Origin of the sequence: Planococcus sp. SSTMD024, from assembly GCF_041320495.1 — a bacterium.
In the GTDB taxonomy this organism is placed as follows: Bacteria; Bacillota; Bacilli; order Bacillales_A; family Planococcaceae; genus Planococcus.
Window position 1 is genome coordinate 771696 of record NZ_JBGGNS010000022.1, and the last position, 19629, is coordinate 791324.

At 50.6% G+C, this 19629-nt stretch carries 19 protein-coding genes; 16 read left to right on the forward strand and 3 right to left on the reverse strand.

Annotated elements, in window-relative coordinates:
- Positions 1–52 precede the first annotated feature (52 nt).
- The 3 genes from mreB to fabZ all read left to right on the forward strand — a co-directional run bounded on the left by mreB (position 53) and on the right by fabZ (position 1911).
- Complete coding sequence (gene mreB, locus AB9R92_RS12645; protein WP_370669784.1) at positions 53–1048, forward strand: rod shape-determining protein MreB; 996 nt, start codon at positions 53–55, stop codon at positions 1046–1048.
- Positions 1049–1151: 103 nt separating this feature from the next.
- Positions 1152–1415 (forward strand): DNA-directed RNA polymerase subunit beta, encoded by a 264-nt coding sequence (locus AB9R92_RS12650; RefSeq protein WP_370669785.1) that lies wholly within the window; start codon positions 1152–1154, stop codon positions 1413–1415.
- A gap of 58 nt (positions 1416–1473) precedes the next feature.
- A complete protein-coding gene (gene fabZ / locus AB9R92_RS12655) occupies positions 1474–1911 on the forward strand; it encodes a 3-hydroxyacyl-ACP dehydratase FabZ (RefSeq protein ID WP_101191249.1) in 438 nt (145 codons plus the stop codon).
- Positions 1912–1966: 55 nt separating this feature from the next.
- Here fabZ and AB9R92_RS12660 read toward each other — a convergent pair whose 3' ends face one another.
- Positions 1967–2407 (reverse strand): YwpF family protein, encoded by a 441-nt coding sequence (locus AB9R92_RS12660; protein WP_370669786.1) that lies wholly within the window; start codon positions 2405–2407, stop codon positions 1967–1969.
- A 329-nt stretch (positions 2408–2736) separates the two neighbouring features.
- On the opposite strand from AB9R92_RS12660, the gene AB9R92_RS12665 reads away from it, so the two are divergent.
- Positions 2737–3147: a single-stranded DNA-binding protein gene (locus AB9R92_RS12665; RefSeq protein WP_370669787.1), complete on the forward strand. Its 411-nt coding sequence runs from the start codon at positions 2737–2739 to the stop codon at positions 3145–3147.
- Positions 3148–3167: 20 nt separating this feature from the next.
- A complete protein-coding gene (locus tag AB9R92_RS12670; protein WP_167358041.1) occupies positions 3168–3311 on the forward strand; it encodes a hypothetical protein in 144 nt (47 codons plus the stop codon).
- Positions 3312–3364: 53 nt separating this feature from the next.
- Here the strand turns inward: AB9R92_RS12670 and AB9R92_RS12675 are convergent, their stop codons facing one another.
- On the reverse strand, positions 3365–6088 hold the full coding sequence (locus AB9R92_RS12675; RefSeq protein WP_370669788.1) for a DEAD/DEAH box helicase: 2724 nt from the start codon (positions 6086–6088) through the stop codon (positions 3365–3367).
- Positions 6085–7617, reverse strand: a complete 1533-nt coding sequence (locus tag AB9R92_RS12680; RefSeq protein ID WP_370669789.1) for a hypothetical protein — start codon at positions 7615–7617, stop codon at positions 6085–6087. Before AB9R92_RS12680 ends, AB9R92_RS12675 begins: the two co-directional genes overlap by 4 nt.
- Before the next feature lie 182 nt (positions 7618–7799).
- On the opposite strand from AB9R92_RS12680, the gene AB9R92_RS12685 reads away from it, so the two are divergent.
- The 11 genes from AB9R92_RS12685 (at position 7800) to AB9R92_RS12735 (ending at position 18906) form a co-directional block, all read left to right on the forward strand.
- On the forward strand, positions 7800–8264 hold the full coding sequence (locus AB9R92_RS12685; RefSeq protein ID WP_058382979.1) for a hypothetical protein: 465 nt from the start codon (positions 7800–7802) through the stop codon (positions 8262–8264).
- 733 nt (positions 8265–8997) lie between these two features.
- Complete coding sequence (locus AB9R92_RS12690) at positions 8998–9822, forward strand: M55 family metallopeptidase (protein ID WP_370669790.1); 825 nt, start codon at positions 8998–9000, stop codon at positions 9820–9822.
- A 12-nt stretch (positions 9823–9834) separates the two neighbouring features.
- Positions 9835–10770 (forward strand): ABC transporter permease, encoded by a 936-nt coding sequence (locus AB9R92_RS12695; protein ID WP_058382981.1) that lies wholly within the window; start codon positions 9835–9837, stop codon positions 10768–10770.
- Positions 10770–11690 (forward strand): ABC transporter permease, encoded by a 921-nt coding sequence (locus AB9R92_RS12700; protein ID WP_370669791.1) that lies wholly within the window; start codon positions 10770–10772, stop codon positions 11688–11690. Before AB9R92_RS12695 ends, AB9R92_RS12700 begins: the two co-directional genes overlap by 1 nt.
- Positions 11691–11694: 4 nt before the next feature.
- Positions 11695–12831, forward strand: coding sequence for an ABC transporter ATP-binding protein (locus AB9R92_RS12705; protein WP_370669792.1), 1137 nt, complete (start codon positions 11695–11697; stop codon positions 12829–12831).
- A 59-nt stretch (positions 12832–12890) separates the two neighbouring features.
- The gene (locus AB9R92_RS12710; protein ID WP_370669793.1) at positions 12891–14528 is read left to right on the forward strand and encodes a peptide ABC transporter substrate-binding protein; all 1638 of its coding nucleotides are present in this window, start codon (positions 12891–12893) and stop codon (positions 14526–14528) included.
- 138 nt (positions 14529–14666) lie between these two features.
- A complete protein-coding gene (locus AB9R92_RS12715; protein ID WP_370669794.1) occupies positions 14667–15590 on the forward strand; it encodes a S66 peptidase family protein in 924 nt (307 codons plus the stop codon).
- Between the two features lies 1 nt (position 15591).
- Positions 15592–16698: a dipeptide epimerase gene (locus AB9R92_RS12720; protein WP_370669795.1), complete on the forward strand. Its 1107-nt coding sequence runs from the start codon at positions 15592–15594 to the stop codon at positions 16696–16698.
- Between the two features lies 1 nt (position 16699).
- Entirely contained in the window at positions 16700–17638 is a 939-nt protein-coding gene (locus tag AB9R92_RS12725; protein WP_370669796.1) for a C40 family peptidase, read from the forward strand.
- Positions 17635–18597: an ABC transporter ATP-binding protein gene (locus tag AB9R92_RS12730; protein ID WP_101191228.1), complete on the forward strand. Its 963-nt coding sequence runs from the start codon at positions 17635–17637 to the stop codon at positions 18595–18597. Before AB9R92_RS12725 ends, AB9R92_RS12730 begins: the two co-directional genes overlap by 4 nt.
- Before the next feature lie 78 nt (positions 18598–18675).
- Positions 18676–18906, forward strand: coding sequence for a DUF2187 family protein (locus tag AB9R92_RS12735; RefSeq protein ID WP_058382988.1), 231 nt, complete (start codon positions 18676–18678; stop codon positions 18904–18906).
- The last annotated feature ends 723 nt before the right edge of the window (positions 18907–19629 follow it).

Below are 19629 nucleotides of genomic sequence, written 5' to 3' on the forward strand. Positions count from 1 at the left end.
TAAAAAACTGAATTCCACTCAACATCGCAGAACAGAGAAAGGGGACGGCGCAATGTTTTCGAAAGATATAGGCATCGATCTCGGTACAGCCAATGTGCTGATCTATGTAAAAGGCAAAGGCATCATTTTAAATGAGCCGTCGGTTGTCGCAGTCGACAAAAAATCCAATGAACTGATCGCCGCCGGAGTGGAAGCGCAAAAGATGATGGGGCGCACACCCCAGCATATTGTGGTGGTCCGCCCCTTAAAAGACGGCGTCATCCATGATTTCGATATTACGGAACTGATGCTCAAGCACTTTATCCAAGTATTGAAACTGAAAGGGTTCATGATGAAGCCGCGCATCCTCATCTGCTGCCCAGCGAATATCACGAGCATCGAACAAAAAGCGATTCGTGAAGTGGCGGAAAAAGCGGGTGCAAGGAAAGTTTATGTTGAAGTGGAGCCGAAAGTGGCCGCTATCGGAGCTGGACTTGATATTTACCAAGCGGATGCGAGCCTCGTCATCGATATCGGGGGCGGGACTTCCGATATTGCGGTTTTGTCGATGGGCGAAATCGTCAAAAGCGAAACTTTGAAAGTGGCCGGCGATCATTTCGACTTGGACATCCTCCATTACATCAAGAGGAAATACAAATTGCTGATCGGGGAACGGACAGCTGAAAAGCTGAAAGTGGAATTCGGGACGCTCAGCGGCGACCAGGAAGCCACGATGGATATCCGGGGACGGGATATGCTGACAGGCTATCCACGGACAATCACATTGAAAGCCCAGGAAATCACGGAAGCCTTGCGCGAATCTGTCGAGCTGGTGGCAGAAGGCGTGCGGACGGTGCTTGAACAAACGCCTCCCGAACTCGCAGCGGATATCATCGACCGTGGCGGCGTGTTGACCGGCGGAGGCGCATTGCTTGGTGGATTGGACCGTCTGCTATCGGAACGTCTCGGCATCCCGGTCGCCATTGCGGAACATCCGAAAGAATGCGTCGTTCTTGGAACCGGAACGATGCTTGAAGCGAAACAGGATATTTTCCGTTCGAGGAGATAAAATTCAATTTTTTGTTCCACAGCCCAGGCTTTTTAGTATAATGGCAGTTAGTGAAGAATCTTGCAGGGCATTGGGCATTTAAAGAAGAAAGGTTGACATAGCAATGGCACAATCACGAAAAAGCGGCTTCACCGAGCCGGATAAAGCGAATACGCAAAACGGCAAGCCGGAAAAGAAAACACGCTGGGTGCAAATCCGCCTGTTTCCAATCTGGCTGCGCATCCTTCTTGTTGTCGCGCTCCTTGTTGTGATGGCAGCACTGGGCGCCATGGTTGGATACGGCGTCATTGGAGACGGCAATGCAGGAGATGCATTGAAATGGGAAACGTGGCAGCACATCTTTGATATCATGCGCGGTGTCACTTGATCAGGAAGCGATAAAGCCTGATGGACACATGCAGAAAGTGCAGAAGGGAATGGAAATTATGTTGACGACAGAACAAGTACAGGCAATCTTGCCTCACCGTTATCCATTTTTGATGGTCGATCGGATCGTTGAAATCGAAGCGGGGAAAAAAGCGGTCGGGCTGAAAAACGTCACCGCCAATGAGGATTTCTTTAACGGCCATTTTCCGGGGTACCCGGTCATGCCGGGCGTCTTGATCGTTGAAGCACTGGCACAGGTCGGTGCAGCCGCTGTTCTTCAGATGGAAGAAAACAAAGGCCGCCTAGCCTTTTTCACAGGCATCGATAACTGCCGCTTTAAGCGACAAGTCACGCCAGGTGATCAATTGCGCCTGGAAGTGGAATTGACGCGCCTGCGCGGTTCCATGGGCAAAGGCCATGCCATTGCGACAGTAGACGGCGAAATCGCTTGTGAATGCGATATCCTGTTCGCGCTTGGGCCGGTCCAGGAAAAATAACATGAAAAAACAAAACAGCCTCCTGCAGCCGATTCGGCCGCGGGAGGCTGTTTTATTATGTGGATTTGCTTTCGTCTTTGCGCAATACGGGGCGTTCCCGCATGTCCGTTTCAAAACGGTCGAGCAATTCCTGTCCTTCAAGCCCGTCTTCTAACAGCTCTGACAGTAAAGTCTCGGCGTATTTGCGGCGTGCTCGTTTCAAGGTGCCTTTCATCAGCACAGAGACGTGATCGCCGATCGGTTTGACGGCATGGATGATCACTTCGAAAGTGGCCGGTTCATTGCCTGGATAGGAAATGACGACTTTGACATCGTATACCTTGCCCTGTTGTTTCATGTCGAGAAAAATCGCTTCGTGCTTTTGGTCCACCAGCATCTCGAGCACCCAGGAACGCTGTGAATTTTCCTGGTTGATGATCAGGCCGTCATGGAGTGGGTAATCTACGAGTTGGTCCCCGTCTACAACGGCGAGCGACAGCATTTTAAAGGTTTTCATGCAATTCCCTCCAGATAAAGCTTTGTTTCAGTATAGCATAGTGAAAAATGCCGGGCGAATGTCTATGGAAAAAAATGCATTGCAACAAAATGCGATTTTGCATAAAAGCCAGCTGTTGGAGGAATGCTAGATTTCACGAAACGGAAAGGCTGAAAATTTTTTTCGCTTTTTCCGGAATCCGGCAAATGATGCCCGAAATCCTTTCAAATTCGCAATTTCCCACATTGCCAAGGAAATGGCGGTCTTAGTATGCTTTCATTACCGGCAGGACAGCAACCCGGCGAATATGCCAGCAGCTGAATCGGCCTGTACGGCAAGGGGTGAAATCAATGAATCAAGTAGGCATTGTAGGACGATTAACGAAAGACCCGTCGATGCGGGTACTCGGGGAAGGGCGCGTACATACTACCTTCGTCGTGGCCATTTCCCGCAACTACAGGAATCAGCGTGGTGAAATCGAAAGCGATTATGTCCTTTGCTCCACTTGGGGCCGGACAGCCCAAAACGTCGCCAAGTATTGCATGAAAGGCTCGCAAGTCGCCATTACGGGAAGAATTCAATCCCGCCACTACGATAAGGAAGATGGCACCCGTGTCTATGTAACGGAAGTGATCGGCGACCAAGTACGTTTCCTCGATAAACGAAAGCCCTCAGATGATCTCATCCCCAAGCGGACGGAAACGGACCTTAATGCGGAATTCGATTTCCAGCCGCCCGAAACTGAGCAGGTGAACAGTTGATGCATAAGGAGGCAAGTAGAATGCCGAAAGAACTTCAGCTCCAATTGGAAGTCCATATGGAGCAATTGATCAAACTGACCGCTTCGCTTCATCAGCGCATGATTGAAGCGGAGCGGGAGCTGTCAGAACTGAAACGGGTCTTCGCCACAGGCGAGAAAAACTGATCGTCGCTGTCCAAAAGAAAAAATCCGTCCAGGTGGGGTCCTGGCCGGATTTTTTAGAAGCTATAAGTGAACAATTCTTTCAGTTCGTCATCGGACAGGTCCGTCATCCATTGGCTGGATTGGATAAACTGGTCCGACATCGACTGCTTCTGTGTAAGCAGTGAATCGATTTTTTCCTCGATCGTCCCGATCGTCACAAATTTATGGACGTGGACGAACTGCGTCTGGCCGATGCGGTATGCCCGGTCGGTCGCCTGGTTTTCCACAGCCGGGTTCCACCAGCGGTCCGCATGCAACACATGCGTAGCGGCCGTCAAGTTGAGCCCGGTCCCACCGGCTTTCAAGGATAGGATGAATATCGGGAATTCGCCATTCTGGAATGCAGCGACAAGTGAATCACGCTGATGTTTCGGCATATGGCCGGTCAAGAACGGCACTTCATGCCCGTATAATTCATTCAGCGCCTGCTGCAGCAGATGGCCCATCCCGATGTACTGCGTAAAGATCAAGCACTGCTCCCCGCGTTCCGCGATTTCCCCCGCAAGTGTCACGATACGCTCAAGTTTCTGGGAGCGGGGCAATAACTCGTCTGCGGTCGTATACGGCTCTTTCAAATAAAGGGACGGGTGATTGCACAGCTGTTTCAGCTTGCTGAGCATTTTCAGGACGAGGCCTTTTTTCTCGAAGCCTGTGAGCGTCCCCATCTTCTGCACCGTATCCTGGACAAGCCCCTCGTACAGCGCGGCTTGCTCCGGCGTAAGTGGGCAATATTCCAATTGCTCCAGCTTTTCCGGTAAGTTGAGCTGAAGTTCGGGATCTTTTTTCGTCCGGCGAAGCAAGAATGGCTGAATGCGCTGCCGCAGCTTTTCTTTCGCCTGTTCGGAATCATCCCGCTCAATCGGCACCATAAAGGCTTCCTGGAACTGCTTGATGCGGTACAGGTAGCCTTTATTGATGAAATCGAAGATCGACCACAGTTCAGACAAGCGGTTCTCGATCGGCGTCCCAGTCAGCGCGATGTGATGCTGCCCTTTGAACTTGCGGATGGTCCGTGATTGTTTCGTATACATATTCTTGATGTTTTGTGCTTCGTCGAGCGTGATGCTCGTCCACGTGATGGATTGGATTTCTACGCTGTCGGACGAAGCGATGCCGTACGTCGACAGCACGACGTCCGGCTGTTCAACCGCTAGCGAGTCCAAAAAGGCCTGGCCTTTCGGGCGGCTGCTTCCGTAATGCGTCGCCACTTTTAAATCAGGCGCGAAACGCTCCAATTCCTTTTGCCAGTTGCCGAGGACCGAGGTCGGGCAAATGATGAGCGAGGGCTGTTTCGGCTTTTCGCTGTGCACGTGAAGCAAATAAGCAATCAATTGCACCGTCTTGCCGAGCCCCATATCATCCGCCAGGCACAAACCGAAGCCTTCTTCGCGCATGAAGGTTAAATAATCAAAGCCGGTCTTCTGGTAAGGGCGCAATTCGGTCATTAAGTTCTCGGGCAATGGCGTTTCCGGCAAGTCGCGTTTATCGAGCAATTTATCGAGCAGGATTTTCAAGGACTTATTCAAATGGAACTCGACGAGCGGATCGTCTTCTTCGCCCGGTTCTTCAAGCATGACGTCCGGCACATTATGGAACAGCATGTCTTTCAGCGTCCAATCGGCGTCTTCCGCTTCCTCGATCATCTGGCGCAGCTGCATCAACAGATTCGAGTCAACGCGCACCCATTCGTTGCCGACGCGGATGAACTCGCGGTTTTCCGTCACCAGCTGCTCGAAATCCTGCATGCTCAACTCAACGCCATTGAGCGAGAACTTCCAGTCAAAGCTGATGATTTGGTCCAAGCCGACGACCGATGCTTTTTTCGCCGGCGAAGTGACGTTTGCTTTAACGCGCACTTTCGATTCCTGGACGGCTTGCAGCCAGGAAGGAATCGACACTTCCACGCCGAACGCCTGCAACAAGTCGGCATCGTTGCGGAGGAAGTTCAACACTTCCGCGTCGGTCCAGCGGGCGATATACATCCGGTCCGCTTCATAGCGGTCGACAGAAGGGCATAAGCTGAGAATCAAGCTTTGGCGCTCCTGGATGTCACGCGCATGGGCGCGCCATTTTTCAGGCAGCACTTTTTCGATCACTTCGTCTTCACGGCGTTTCGAAGGCGTCCAATACGCGCTGCCGCGTTTAGTGCGAAGCGCTGTCCGGAAAGCCCACAAGCCGCTATCGTCCGGTTCGGTCAATTGCATCGCGAGCACATAATCATCCGCGGGTTCGAGCCCGTCCCAGCCGGCATGTTCAACGAAATGCAAAATATAGGGCAGCTGGGCGGAAGTGAGCCCTTTTTGGCGCAGCTGATGCTGAATCGTATCGGTCAAGAACGAGCGGATTTCCGCGTCGCCATATGCCGAATCGATGGAAATGACGCCGTCGTCGACTTGGACATGTTGCCACAAGGCCGAATCGTTTAAGGAATCGGCGACGCGTCGCGCAAGTTTCAGCCAAGCTTCGTCTTGCAGGCGGCGCCCTGAAAACTGAACGTAATGATGGGGGGCCTGCTGGAACAAACGGACAAAATCGGCGGGGGTCAATAACAGGTCCAAGCCATCCGTTTGAACGTTCATGCCGAAAAAGCTGTCCTTGTCTGCGAAAAACAGGAATGGCGACCAGATTTCCGGAGGGATCCGGTTGCCGCTGTCGTTATAAGCCTGAAGCCGGAACACGTCCGACTGGTCTATTTTTAAATAATACGTACGGCTTCCTTCGGTTTGGAATTGATTCATAACAGCTTTCCTTTCTCGATCTCTTCCTGGAGTGCGCGCAAGCGTTTGTAGCGCTGTTGGATTTCATTCATGTAATCGTTCCAAAATGGCATCTGCCCGCTTTTTTTGCATGCGGCTTTCATTTTCTTCCAAACACGGACTGCCTGTTTATAGCTGGTCCGGCTGCGTTCCTCGAGATGCTGCAATGCATAGCGGTGGTACAGCGGCAGCGCGAAATCAGGGGCGGCGTTATGCACTTCCTTCAACCCGCATTCTTCCGCAAAATACAAAGGGGAATTGTGCAGTTGGTGAAGCTCTGCCCATTGCTTGTACATGCCTTTTTCGACAAGGTAAGCGGAATAGGCAGGCAAGCCGTAATGGCCGAACTGCGTAAACAGATCTTCCCAATCTTTTTCGGTCAAATCGATGAGTGAATACAAGCGGCTCAATACGCGGACATAATGGTGGCGGTACTGCGTAAACAATCCGTCAAACAGGAATGTCCGGACATGCGGCTTGATGGCCATCAATATCGCAGAAAGCCCTTGCTGATGCCCTTCTTCTTCAGCGAGTACGGCAAGTTTCACCCAGTCTGCTGCAGCGCCTGGCGAAATATCCCCAGGAGAGACCTCGTTTTCAAGGAGCAAGGCGAAAAATGCCTTGACCCGTTCGTCTGGGCGGCGGAATTCCTCGAGCCCGCTCAACCGTTCGCGCCTGCTGATGAACAATTCGGTCCAGAACAGCTGGTAGATTTCAAAGCGTTCCGAAAACGAATCATCGTTCGTTTCCGCGAATTCACGGACCAATTCACGCAAATGGGTGAAGAAAGCGTCCGATTCGAACGTGCGGTGCAAGCCGCGCAATTGGCCCAGCATATCACGGAGTGCATGCAATTCGTCCGCAAACCAGGTTTTAAAGAAAGAGTGATGCACTTCTTTTGTCCCGGCGCTGAACGTCTCCCATACTTCTGTCAATGAAATCAAATGGGCATAGGTTTTATATAAAGTTTTCCATTCACGCTCGATTGGCATGAAGGACAAGGCGTTTTTTAAGCGCCCTTCGTATAATTGCTCAAAATAGAAATAATTGCGCGTGACGTAATCGTTGATCGGTTCGCGCCACGTGCTGCGGATCAGTGCTTCCCATTGATCGGGTGAGCGTTTGTTCGTCAATGTCGACAATTTCTCATTCTCCTTATCACGCCATTTCGCGACCCATTCGGAAAGTGAGTCGATTTTCTGGTAGAGCGAAAAAATGACCGCCAAACGGTGGCGGCAGTTTTTTTCCTGCGGGCAAGCGCATACAGCGGTGAGTTTCCCGAAATTGAGCACCACTTTCACCGTATGGGCATCTTTTACGCTCGCTTCGAGCAACAGCCGTTCTTCATTGAAGGAATGGATCTGCACGCCGTCGTGGCGCACTAAAAAGACTGCTTTTCGAACCATTTCCTCATCCAGCGCACGCGTAGGGTGAAGCGACTTATCGATAGCAGCCATATAATTGTGGATCGTGTCTTCGTATTGTTTCGCTAAGGATAAAACTGTAGCCATCTGCATCGCCCCAAATAAAAACATTTCCTTCTATTATACGCATTTGTGGCAATACAGTAAACGAAGAAGGAAAAAGAAGCGGAAATGCGATTGTTTATCCATACTTATTTCTATTCGTTTCGACCAATTTATGGTATGATTCTTGTAAGCAGAATATTCTGAAATATAAGGAGGGGAGTCAGATGTTGCATGTCAAATTGATGAAGCCGTTTTATACAAAGAGAGAAGGGCACCGCATCAAGTTTGTGTTCGCTTATCAATACTTTTCAATCCTGAAGGATGATGAAGTGTTTCATTTCATCCCTGTCGAAGGAAAGGAAATCATCGTCAACTTGAATACGTTCCAAGTGGAAAACCTGTCCGAGGTCTTTGTATTCCAAAAAGGAAACCGCTTTATCCGTTTGCCGCTCTACCAATTGCTGCTGGTCTCGGATATCCATACACACCTTCAGAGCATATTGAAGGAAGAAAGGGCGGAATTGATCGAAGTGAATGAACAAACAAAGAAAGAAGCGACCGAAGCAATCCAGTTCCTTGAACAGGAAAACTTCAACCGCATGATCGACCAGGCATTAGCCGCGGGGGATAAGGAACTGTTTGAGAAGCTGCTGTCCCAGCAAAAACAATTACTCGATGGAGGTCTATGATGAAGCATACAACAGCCTATGGATAAGAAACGTCTGCCCGGGAATTTGAGAGCAGGCGTTTTTATATGGAAAGAAACATGCAAAAAGCCCTTTTCCGCCTATCGGAAAAGGGCTTTTACGTATGTCCGGATATCATATGGTGCTCCTTTCTACATGAGCATGAAATAATTGAGCGCCAAAATTACAACTGCAGAACCCGTCACGCCCAGCGCAAGATCTCCCCATTGCATCTCCAGTACTTTGTCAAAATTATTCATGATGATCCGCTCCTTCTCTGATTGTTGGGAAACCCTGTTTGCCAGTTATAGTGTTCGGTTGAACTATTTATAACTTGTTTACAGTGTATAAGGGGCTGGAAGAAAATGCATGAGACTAAATTACCAAATATTCTAAAAATTAAAATAAATAGAAAAAGACCTTTCCTTTTCTGCAGAATTAACACCCTATTTCTGAGGAGAGGATGAATGGGTATCGGAAGAAAAATCGCTTGGCGTGGAATTACCTATCTGCTAGAAAAAATTCAAAACCAATTTCATGCGATGCATATGCATGAAAACGGGCGAAGAAGCATGAAAACAAGGAATTCGGGTGTTCGCTCGATAAACAATTGCATAAGAAATAAAGCATTACGAATAAAAAATTATATTGAAATATTCTTACAATATTGCTACATTAGTACATATAAAGTTTCAAAAATATTCCGAATTAGACAAACAAAGGGGAAATACGCAGCATGAAATTTTACTTATCGATGGACATGGAAGGCGTGACGGCACTTCCGGATTATACATATGTGGATTCAAAAGAAGCGAATTATGAAAGGGGACGCCGCCTTATGACAGGCGACGCCAATGCCATCATCCACGGGGCGTTCGATGCTGGCGCGGAAGCGTTTCTCGTCAACGATTCCCATTCCAAGATGAACAATTTGATTGCCGAGGACCTTCACGAAGAAGCGGAACTCATCACGGGGGGCGTCAAGGCCTTTTCGATGGTCGAAGGCCTGGACGATAGCTTTGCGGGTGCCTTTTTCGTAGGTTATCATGCGCGCGCGGGCCAGAAAGGCGTCATGTCGCATGCCATGATTTTCGGCGTCCGGTCGATGTGGATTGACGATGTCGAAGTCGGTGAACTTGGCTTCAATGCGTACGTCGCAGGTTATCACGGCGTCCCTGTCCTGCTGGTCGCGGGAGATGACTGCGCGTGCAGGGAAGCGGAAGCACTCATCCCGGGCGTGACGACTGTCGCGGTCAAAGAGACCTTGACGCGTTCTGCAGTGAAAACACTGCATCCAAAAAAAGCGCAGCGGCTGCTGCGCGAGAAAACGCAGGAAGCGATCCACCACAAAGAGCGCGTAAAACCGCTCGTGCCACCGGAGCAACCGACACTTCGCATGGAATTCACCAATTACGGAGAAGCGGAGCTGGCAGCGATGATGCCCGGCACACGCATTGAAGAAGGCACGACAATCGTCCGCTACGAAGCACAAACTATACTCGAAGCTTATCGCGCCATGCTGGTCATGACAGAACTGGCGATGCAAGCGAAGTTCTGTTAGGGGGAAGAAACAATGGGCAAATACATATTCAAACGATTTTTGATGATGCTCGTGACAATTTTCATTATCGCGACATTGACGTTTTTCCTCATGCACGCCGTTCCGGGTTCGCCGCTTGAAAGCGACCGCAATACGAACGAGACGGTGCAGGCGAATCTGGAGCGTTTCTACAAGCTCGACCAGCCTCTACATATCCAATACTTGAGTTATATGCAATCGATCGTCACGTTCGATTTCGGGCCGTCGATCAAAGACCCGAACCGCACCGTTAACGAATTGTTGGCGAGGGGCTTCCCGATTTCCTTCGAACTTGGGATCATCACCATTCTCGTGGCGGTCGTCTCCGGAATCATACTCGGGACGATGGCTGCGCTGCGGCACAATAAAATGATCGATTACGCAGCGATGGCCTTTGCGGTCGTCGGGATCTCGATCCCGAACTTTGTGCTCGCCACGGTGCTGATCCAGCAGCTCGCGGTCAACTGGAACCTGTTCCCGCCGGCGACTTGGACCAGCCCGATGCATATGGTGCTGCCGGTGCTGGCTTTGGCAACGGGCCCGATGGCAATCATTGCCCGCTTGACGCGCTCGAGCATGCTCGAAGTGTTGACGCAGGATTACATTAAGATGGCGCGCGCAAAAGGCATCAAGCCGATGCGCATCGTTTTGCGGCATGCGCTCCGCAATGCCTTGATGCCGGTCGTGACGATCATGGGCACTTTGCTTGCCGGCATTTTGACCGGGACTTTTGTAATCGAGAAGATTTTCGCGATTCCCGGAATGGGCAAATACTTTGTCGATTCGATCAACAACCGCGATTATCCAGTCATCATGGGCACCACGGTGTTCTATAGTGCGTTCTTGATTTTCATGCTGTTTTTGGTCGACATCGTCTATGGCATTTTAGATCCGCGCATCAAGCTCCACAAGAAAGAAGGTGACGTGTGATGACGCAGGTCCGTGATGAATGGTTCCGCCCAACTGAAAACAGTGGGGATGAAAAAGAAGCCGTCGTGCGCCCGTCGCTTTCCTATTGGAAAGACGCCTGGCGCAGGCTGAAACAAAACAAACTGGCGATGCTTGGGTTGATCTTCCTGGCACTGCTCGCTGTGATGGCGGTATTCGGCCCAGTTTTCTCGCCGCATTCCGTCACCACACAAGACTTGCCGAACCAAAACCAGCCGCCGAGCGCGACGCATTGGTTCGGCACCGATGAAGCAGGGCGCGACGTCTTTACCCGCACGTGGTACGGCGCACGCATTTCCTTGTTTGTCGGCTTGATGGCCGCATTGATCGATTTTGTCATCGGCATCGTCTACGGCGGCATCGCCGGCTACAAAGGCGGCAAAACCGACGGCATCATGATGCGCATTATCGAAATCCTTTACGGCTTGCCATATTTGCTCGTCGTGATCTTGCTGCTCGTCGTGATGGGGCCGTCTTTATGGACGATCATCCTCGCGCTCACCATCACCGGCTGGGTCGGCATGGCCCGAATTGTCCGGGGACAGGTGCTGCAAGTGAAAAATTATGAATTCGTCACGGCTTCGAAATCGTTCGGGGCGAAGACGCCGCGCATTATCCGCAAGAACTTGATCCCGAACTCGATGGGGCCGATCATCGTGCAAATGACTTTGACGGTGCCGAGTGCGATTTTCGCAGAAGCGTTCTTGAGCTTCCTCGGCCTTGGGATTCAGGCGCCGTTTGCGAGTTGGGGCGTCATGGCGAACGATGCATTGCCGGTCATCATTACCGGGGACTGGTGGCGCTTGTTCTTCCCGGCATTATTTATTTCATTGACGATGTTCGCATTTAACGTACTTGGAGACGGGCTGCAGGATGCACTCGATCCGAAGATGAGGAAGTGAAGAAATGACTGGAAAGCAGATAGCTGAAGAGTTGGCGCGGACCCGCCTGGAAGACGGGGCGGAAATAGACGCGCTCGACCATACCGGCAAACGCGGCAAGATTGTAAAACCGAAAAAGCGCAAGACCGTCACTGACGAGAAAATCCTCTCCGTACAGGACCTGCACGTGACCTTCAATACATACGGCGGAACGGTACAGGCCGTGCGCGGCGTCAACTTCGATTTGTATAAAGGGGAAACTTTGGCGATTGTCGGGGAGTCAGGCTGTGGTAAATCAGTGACCTCCAACGCCATCATGGGCTTGATCCAGCAGCCACCAGGCAAAATCAGCTCCAAGGGCGTTCATTTCAAAACACAGGACCTCACCAAACTATCGAAGAAAGAAATGCGCAAAATTCAAGGCGTTGATATCTCGATGATTTTCCAGGATCCGATGACGGCGCTCAATCCGACTTTGACCATCGGCGAGCAATTGACAGAAGGCGTTAAGCAGCACAAGAACTTGAGCAAGTCACAAGCGAAAGAACGGGCCATCGATATGCTCAAGCTGGTCGGCATCCCGAATCCGGATGAGCGGCTCAAACAATACCCGCACCAATTCTCGGGAGGCATGCGCCAGCGCATCGTCATCGCGATCGCCTTGATCTGCGAGCCGGAATTATTGATTGCCGATGAACCGACGACCGCGCTCGATGTGACGATCCAAGCGCAGATTCTGGAATTATTCGAAGAGATCCAAGCGAAAACCGGCGTATCGATCATCTTGATCACGCACGACCTCGGCGTTGTCGCAAAAATCGCCGACCGCATCGCCGTCATGTACGCCGGCAAAGTGATTGAAACCGGTGACAAGCGCGAGATTTTCTATGATCCGCAGCATCCGTACACAAAGGGCTTATTGAATTCAGTACCACGGCTCGACTTGGCTGGAGGAGAACTCAAGCCAATCGACGGCACGCCGCCCGATCTATTCGCACCGCCGACCGGCTGCCCATTCGCCGCGCGCTGCCCGTTTTCGATGGACGTCTGTACGAATGTCTATCCGGAAGTGACCACTTTATCCGAGACCCATAAAGTGGATTGCTGGCTGCAGGATCCTAGGGCTCAAAAATTGATCGAAGAACAGGCTTTTGCAAGATAATTTTGGCTGGGGGCGCATTTGCGCATTCACATAAAAAGAAAACACTAGGGGGAAAACACATGAAGAAATGGCTCGTATTGTTTCTGATGGCGATGTTCGTGTTCGTTCTCGCAGCTTGTACAGCAAGCGAAGACGCGGGAGAAGACACAAGCAGCGATTCAGGCGAAGAAGGCACTGCTGATTCCGGCGGGGAAAAAACATTGTTTATGAATAACGCGGAAGAACCGACTTCATTCGACCCATCAATCGGCTTTAACGCCGTATCATGGAGCGCGTTGAACAACTTAATGGAAGGTTTGACACGTTTGGATGAATCATCTCAGCCGGCCGAAGCGACAGCTGAATCGATCGACATCTCAGAAGATGGTTTGACGTACACATTCAATATCCGTGAAGACGCCAACTGGTCGAACGGCGAACCGGTCACAGCCGGCGACTTCGTTTTCGCTTGGCAGCACATGCTAGATCCAGAAACAGCTTCACCGGCAGCTTTCCTTGCTTACTTCATCGAAGGAGCGGAAGCGTATAACAACGGAGAAGGCGCTGTAGAAGATGTGGCGATTTCTGCAGAAGACGACAAGACGTTTGTAGTGAAATTGACAGAACCGACAGAAGCATTCTTGAACATCATCACAAACCCAAGCTTCTTCCCAATTCACGAAGCGACAGCTACAGAAAACCCGGACTGGCACACAGAAGCAGATAGCTTCGTTGGCAACGGGCCGTTCAAATTGGCTTCTTGGAGCCATGACGAAGAGTTCGTCTTTGAGAAGAACGAAGAGTATTGGGATGCTGAAAACGTGAAATTGGATAAAGTCCACTGGGCAATGGTCAATGACCCGAATACAGAATACCAAATGTATGAAGCAGGTGAACTGGACGTATCGAGCGTGCCAGCTGAAATGTCCGAACAATTGCAGGATTCTCCGGAACTTAGTGTAATTGATCAGGCTGGTACTTATTTCTACCGTTACAATGTAGAAGAAGAGCCATTCACGAATAAAAAAGTCCGCCAAGCATTCGCTTATGCGGTAAACCAGGACGATATCGTCCAGTACGTTACTAAAAATGATGAAAAACCGGCATACGGTTTCGTATCTTACGGATTTGAAGGGCCGAATGGCCAGGAATTCCGCGATGAAGCGGGCGAATTGGTGAAATTCGACGCGGACAAAGCGAAGCAATTGCTTGAAGAAGGCATGGAAGAAGAAGGCTGGGATGAATTGCCGCCAGTCACCATTACTTACTCAACAAGCGAATCGCACCAGAACATTGCTGAAACATTGCAGGATCAATTCAAGACCGCTTTGGATGTAGACGTTGAACTTCAAAACGTCGAAGCGAGCGTGTTCTTGACAGAGCAAAAAGAATTCAAATACCAATTGTCACGCAGTTCATTCCTGCACGACTATGCGGACCCAGTCAACGCACTCGAAAGCTTCGTCACGGATTCGTCCATGAACCGCACACAATGGTCTAACGAAGAATTCGATAAGCTCATCGCTGACGCAAAAGCAGAAACAGACTCTGCAGCACGCTGGGAAATGCTCATCGAAGCAGAAAAAATCCTAATGGACGAAATGCCGATCTTCCCGATCCATTTCTATAACCAAGTCCAGCTGCAAAAAGAAGGCGTCGAAGGCATCCTCCGTCATCCGGTAGGATACCTAGACCTCAAAGCAGCGGATAAAAACTAAAAGCGATCACGCCCATTCAATGGACATGATCACATGAAAAAACAGAAGCGCGGCCAGGCGCCGCGCTTTTCTGTTTTTCACTGAGGAAAACTGGTAGTTTTAATGAGTGAAGAACAGAAAACTAGAGGAGTGAGCAATATGCGCACAATGCCAAAACGATTGCAAAAAGGGGATACGGTGGGCATCATCTCGCCATCCAGCCCGCCGAACTTGGAAAATTTAAAAAAGGCTTTGCCTTTCTTAGAAGAATTAGGATTAAAAGTAAAAATGGGCAAATCGGTCGAAGCAAAAAACGGCTATCTTGCGGGAACGGATGACGAACGTTTGGCGGATTTGCATGCCATGTTCGAAGACCCGGAAGTAAAAGGCATCATTTGCGCTGGTGGAGGATACGGCGCCGCACGCTATGCGGACCGAATCGACTACGCGATGATCAAAGAAAACCCGAAGATTTTCTGGGGCTACTCAGATGTGACATTTTTACATAATGCGATTGGCATGTATGCAGAACTAGTGACTTTCCACGGGCCGATGCTGGCATCGGATGTCGGAAAACCGGAATTCCATGAACGCAGCGGCCGGATGTTCGGCCAGATGTTCCAGCCCTTCGAATTGCATTACGACGAAACCATTTCTGAACTGGAAACCTTAGCCGGCGGCATGGCAGACGGCGAACTGGTAGGGGGCAATCTATCCTTGATCCGCGGGACGCTTGGGACGAAGTTCGAAATCGACACGAAAGATAAGATTTTGCTGATCGAAGACACGGGAGAAGAGCCGTATCAAGTGGATGAAATGCTGAATCAGCTGAAAATGGCACGCAAGTTCGAGCAAGTGGCCGGTATCGTGGTCGGGGATTTCAAAAATGCTGAGCCGAAAAAGCCGGAACAATCATGGACGCTCGCACAAGTATTGGATGATTATTTCAAAGACATGGACGTGCCAGTCGTCAAAGGTTTCAAAATCGGCCATTGCGAACCGCATTTTTCTGTGCCGCTCGGCGTGAAAGCCCGTCTCGATGCCAACGCGAAAACTTTGACCATCTTGCCGGGGGTCGAGTAAGATGCCCGTTTTAGCGTCTATCGAGACATACCGGATAGCCGTTCCTTTAAAAAAGCCGTTCAAGACAGCGCTCCGGACCGTGGAAGCTGCCGAAGCCATCATTGTCCATTTGACGACACAAGACGGCCGCTCCGGTTTTGGCGAAGCGCCGCCGACACATGTCATTACGGGCGATACGCTGGACGGGATTGAAAAGGCAATTCAGTTGATTGGCGCCGGCTTAATCGGGATGGACGTGAGGCGCGGTGAACAGCTTTTCAATAAGCTTCACAAAACGCTCGTCGGCAATACCAGTGCCAAAGCGGCGGTCGATATGGCGCTCTATGAATTGATCGCCCAGCAAGCCGGGCTGCCCTTGACCCAGTTTCTCGGCGGCTACCGTGAATCGATCGAGACCGATTACACGGTTTCGGTAAATTCCCCGGAAGAGATGGCACAAGATGCCGAAGACTACGAACAAGATGGCTTTACGGTCCTGAAAATAAAAGTCGGCATCGACCAGGCAGAGAACGATTTCAAAAGAATCCAGGCGATCCGCAAGCGAGTTGGCGATAAAGTCACGCTGCGCCTGGACGCCAATCAAGGATGGGACCCAAAAGCGGCGGTGCGCATCATCAATCAGATGGAAGACGCCGGATTTGGTATCGAGTTGATCGAGCAGCCAGTGCCGGCAAATGACATCGAAGGCTTGAAATTCGTTACCGACCGCACCTTGACGCCAATCATGGCGGATGAGAGCGTCTTTTCACCGGTTGACGCGAGACGCGTGTTGGAATTGCGCGCAGCAGACTTGATCAATATCAAATTGATGAAAGCGGGCGGCATTCACCGCGCATTGAAAATCAATGCACTTGCCGAGACTTTCGGTGTGCCGTGCATGACGGGCAGCATGATCGAAACGAAACTCGGCCTGTCTGCGGCAGCTCATTTTGCGGCGAGCCAGCCGAATGTGACGCGTTTTGATTTTGATGCGCCGCTTATGCTGAAAGAGGACCTCTTGCCAGGCGGCATCCAGTACAGCGGCAACGCCATCCGCTTTTCAGATCAGCCGGGACTTGGCATCGATGCAGGGCGTTTCCTGGAAACTTTACGTGAACGGAGAGGATAATATGGCACAGACACAATCGACGACATGGGTTTGCCGCGTTCCGGTGACGAGCGTCTGGACCCATCCCGAAAAAGTACGGGAAGTGGACGCACACGGCGTCGCAGACACGCCGGACATCAATAAATGGCGTGAAGCGATGGATCAGCAACAAACGAAGGACCTCACTTTAAGCAACCGCCTTCAAACGCAGCTGCTTTACGGGGAGCCTGTTCTAATAGAAGAAATCGACGGCACGTGGGCAAAAATCATTGCACTTTGGCAGCCGTCCCATAAAGATGAGCGCGGCTATCCCGGATGGTTGCCGTTAGCACATCTGAAAGAAATCGACTCTTTTGCGGATCGAAGCTATGCGCGAGTATCCCACGATAAAGCGCAATTATGGACACCAGACCACCGGCCGGTCGCCCAGCTGCCATTCAACAGTTTGCTGCCGGTCACAGATGCAGACGAAACCCATGTCCACGTCCACACACCAGACGGCGATGCTTATCTCAAAGCAGAACACGTGCAGCTCATCCCGGCGCCTGAACAGATTCCACTCGGGAACGGCCAGTCGATCGCAAACGCGGCAGAACGATTTTTGGGATTGCAGTATTTCTGGGGCGGCATGTCGAGCTTCGGATATGACTGTTCGGGATTTTCCCATCATATGCTGAAAGCGAACGGCCACTACATATCACGCGACGCAGGGGACCAGTCGACAGAAGGAGCGGAAGTCGACCGCCTCGATCCCGATGCCTGGCAAGTAGGCGATCTATTGTTTTTCGCCTACGAAGAAGGATTGGGTAAACTTCATCACGTCGGCATCTACTACGGCAATGGCATGATGATCCATTCGCCGACATCCGGCAAAGCCATTGAAATCACCCGTCTCGAAGGCACGGTCTATGACAAGGAATTGTGTGCCGTCCGCAGATTTACACAGGAGGAAACAACATGACGAACGAAACTTTATTGTCCGTACAGGAACTCAAGCGCCATTTCGATCTCGGCAAAGACACGACTCTAAAAGCCGTCGACGGCATTTCATTTGATATCAAGCGCGGCGAAACCTTTGGGCTCGTGGGAGAGTCGGGCTGCGGCAAATCGACAGCCGGGCGCACCATCATGGGCTTATACAGTTCGACCGACGGAAAAGTCGAATACGATGGCGTCGATATCCACAAAATGTCCGATAAGGACCGCTTCGATTATTTGCGCAATATGCAAATGATTTTCCAGGACCCGTACGCGTCGCTCAACCCGCGTTCGACTGTTTTCGAGATCATCGCCGAGCCGATGCAAGTCCACGGGCTTTATAAGAATAAAAAGGAATTGCAGGCGCGTGTTCATCAATTGCTGGAAGATGTCGGGTTGAACCGCGACCATGCCAACCGCTATCCGCATGAATTCTCCGGCGGGCAAAGACAGCGCATCGGCATCGCGCGCGCCTTGTCGCTCGACCCGGATTTCATCATTGCGGATGAACCGATCTCGGCACTCGATGTATCGGTCCAAGCGCAAGTCGTCATGCTCCTGCAGAAACTGCAGAAGGAAAAGGGCTTGACGTATTTGTTCATCGCCCATGACCTAAGCATGGTCAAATACATATCAGACCGCATCGGCGTCATGTACCTCGGGCATATGGTGGAATTGACGACGGCCGACCAGCTGTATGAGAAGCCGCTTCATCCTTATACGGAAGCGCTGCTGTCTGCGATTCCGATCCCGGACCCGGATATCGAAGAAGCCCGCGAACGCGTCATTTTGGAAGGCGAATTGCCAAGCCCGATCGATCCGCCGAGCGGCTGTGTGTTCCGGACGCGCTGCCCGCATGCGATGAGTATCTGCGCGGAGAAAAAGCCGGCGTGGCAGGAAAAAGAGCCCGGCCATTACGTCGCCTGTCATTTGTATGAGTAAGTGAAACAGGTGAAATTACCATAAATTTATGCTATAATAAAAAGATAATGTTTTCATTATAGAGAGGCGTGGATAACTATGGCATTTCAACCCCATGAAAAAGAAGTATCTGAATTTGTAGCGGCCCGCAAAATCGGCGAATGGATTTCATTCACCCGCAACGGCGTCGACGTTAACGGAACCATCTTCAAAATTATGGACAACTCGGTGATCGTCGAGATCTCGCCAGAAGACGCCAAGGAAATCGGCGCTGCTTCCAACATGACCGTAATTTCACATAAGAAATACAAGATTGTCGCAGATCAATAAAACGAAACCTCCGCAGCCGCGGAGGTTTTTTCATTTTGTAGAAATTACATAGTTAGTGAGTGTTTGTATGTGGAAATATTAGTGAGAGTTTAGGTGTGTAATCATTTCGATGTTCTCATTATTTTTCACATCAATAGTCGCCGCCATGCTTTAGGTTGGCCTCTTGCCATAAGCCAATGAAATGGCGAAAGGAAGTTGAGTCATTTCATTTGCGACGCATCTGCATAGCAGATGTGGGAGCAAAGTGCTTAATGTGATGCTCGAATTAACTTTTTATCCTCGGCATCGGCTCACCCTTGGCGCTGGGCGGCTGGGAGATTTCGTTGGACGATAACTGTTAAAGTTGTTCAACTTCTGTAACTAGTTGCCGGCTAGCGGGGGAATCGCTTCCCGAGTCTAGTGTGCAATGAGATAGCGAGGGTTTGCTTGTGGAATTGTTGCGATGTTCTATTTGTTCTTCTTGGTAATATTCGCTGCCTTGCTTGGGTTGGCCTTTGGCAGTAAGCCAGGAAGAGCACCTGTCTTACTGCGTCGGCTCACCCTTGGCGCCGGCGGCTGTGAGATTTCATTGAGAGAGGTGTGATTAGTTGAATCCGCTTCTGTAACTAGTTGCCGGCTAGTGGGGGAATCGCTTCCTGGAACGCAACGTCTGGTGCTGTACTGTTTGATTCGAAAAGCTTGTGGTGAATTAGCACACACCATCGCATTGTCTTTGTTCAAAAA

Excerpts from the sequence above, each read along its gene's own strand:
- AB9R92_RS12665 (WP_370669787.1), top strand. The coding sequence starts at position 2,737 with ATGAATCAAGTAGGCATTGTAGGACGATTAACGAAAGACCCGTCGATG.
- mreB (WP_370669784.1), top strand. The coding sequence starts at position 53 with ATGTTTTCGAAAGATATAGGCATCGATCTCGGTACAGCCAATGTGCTG.
- AB9R92_RS12685 (WP_058382979.1), top strand. The coding sequence starts at position 7,800 with ATGTTGCATGTCAAATTGATGAAGCCGTTTTATACAAAGAGAGAAGGG.
- AB9R92_RS12660 (WP_370669786.1), bottom strand. The coding sequence starts at position 2,407 with ATGAAAACCTTTAAAATGCTGTCGCTCGCCGTTGTAGACGGGGACCAA.
- AB9R92_RS12720 (WP_370669795.1), top strand. The coding sequence starts at position 15,592 with ATGCCCGTTTTAGCGTCTATCGAGACATACCGGATAGCCGTTCCTTTA.
- AB9R92_RS12730 (WP_101191228.1), top strand. The coding sequence starts at position 17,635 with ATGACGAACGAAACTTTATTGTCCGTACAGGAACTCAAGCGCCATTTC.
- AB9R92_RS12700 (WP_370669791.1), top strand. The coding sequence starts at position 10,770 with ATGACGCAGGTCCGTGATGAATGGTTCCGCCCAACTGAAAACAGTGGG.
- AB9R92_RS12705 (WP_370669792.1), top strand. The coding sequence starts at position 11,695 with ATGACTGGAAAGCAGATAGCTGAAGAGTTGGCGCGGACCCGCCTGGAA.
- AB9R92_RS12695 (WP_058382981.1), top strand. The coding sequence starts at position 9,835 with ATGGGCAAATACATATTCAAACGATTTTTGATGATGCTCGTGACAATT.
- AB9R92_RS12690 (WP_370669790.1), top strand. The coding sequence starts at position 8,998 with ATGAAATTTTACTTATCGATGGACATGGAAGGCGTGACGGCACTTCCG.
- fabZ (WP_101191249.1), top strand. The coding sequence starts at position 1,474 with ATGTTGACGACAGAACAAGTACAGGCAATCTTGCCTCACCGTTATCCA.
- AB9R92_RS12680 (WP_370669789.1), bottom strand. The coding sequence starts at position 7,617 with ATGGCTACAGTTTTATCCTTAGCGAAACAATACGAAGACACGATCCAC.
- AB9R92_RS12670 (WP_167358041.1), top strand. The coding sequence starts at position 3,168 with ATGCCGAAAGAACTTCAGCTCCAATTGGAAGTCCATATGGAGCAATTG.
- AB9R92_RS12710 (WP_370669793.1), top strand. The coding sequence starts at position 12,891 with ATGAAGAAATGGCTCGTATTGTTTCTGATGGCGATGTTCGTGTTCGTT.
- AB9R92_RS12735 (WP_058382988.1), top strand. The coding sequence starts at position 18,676 with ATGGCATTTCAACCCCATGAAAAAGAAGTATCTGAATTTGTAGCGGCC.
- AB9R92_RS12715 (WP_370669794.1), top strand. The coding sequence starts at position 14,667 with ATGCGCACAATGCCAAAACGATTGCAAAAAGGGGATACGGTGGGCATC.
- AB9R92_RS12675 (WP_370669788.1), bottom strand. The coding sequence starts at position 6,088 with ATGAATCAATTCCAAACCGAAGGAAGCCGTACGTATTATTTAAAAATA.
- AB9R92_RS12725 (WP_370669796.1), top strand. The coding sequence starts at position 16,700 with ATGGCACAGACACAATCGACGACATGGGTTTGCCGCGTTCCGGTGACG.
- AB9R92_RS12650 (WP_370669785.1), top strand. The coding sequence starts at position 1,152 with ATGGCACAATCACGAAAAAGCGGCTTCACCGAGCCGGATAAAGCGAAT.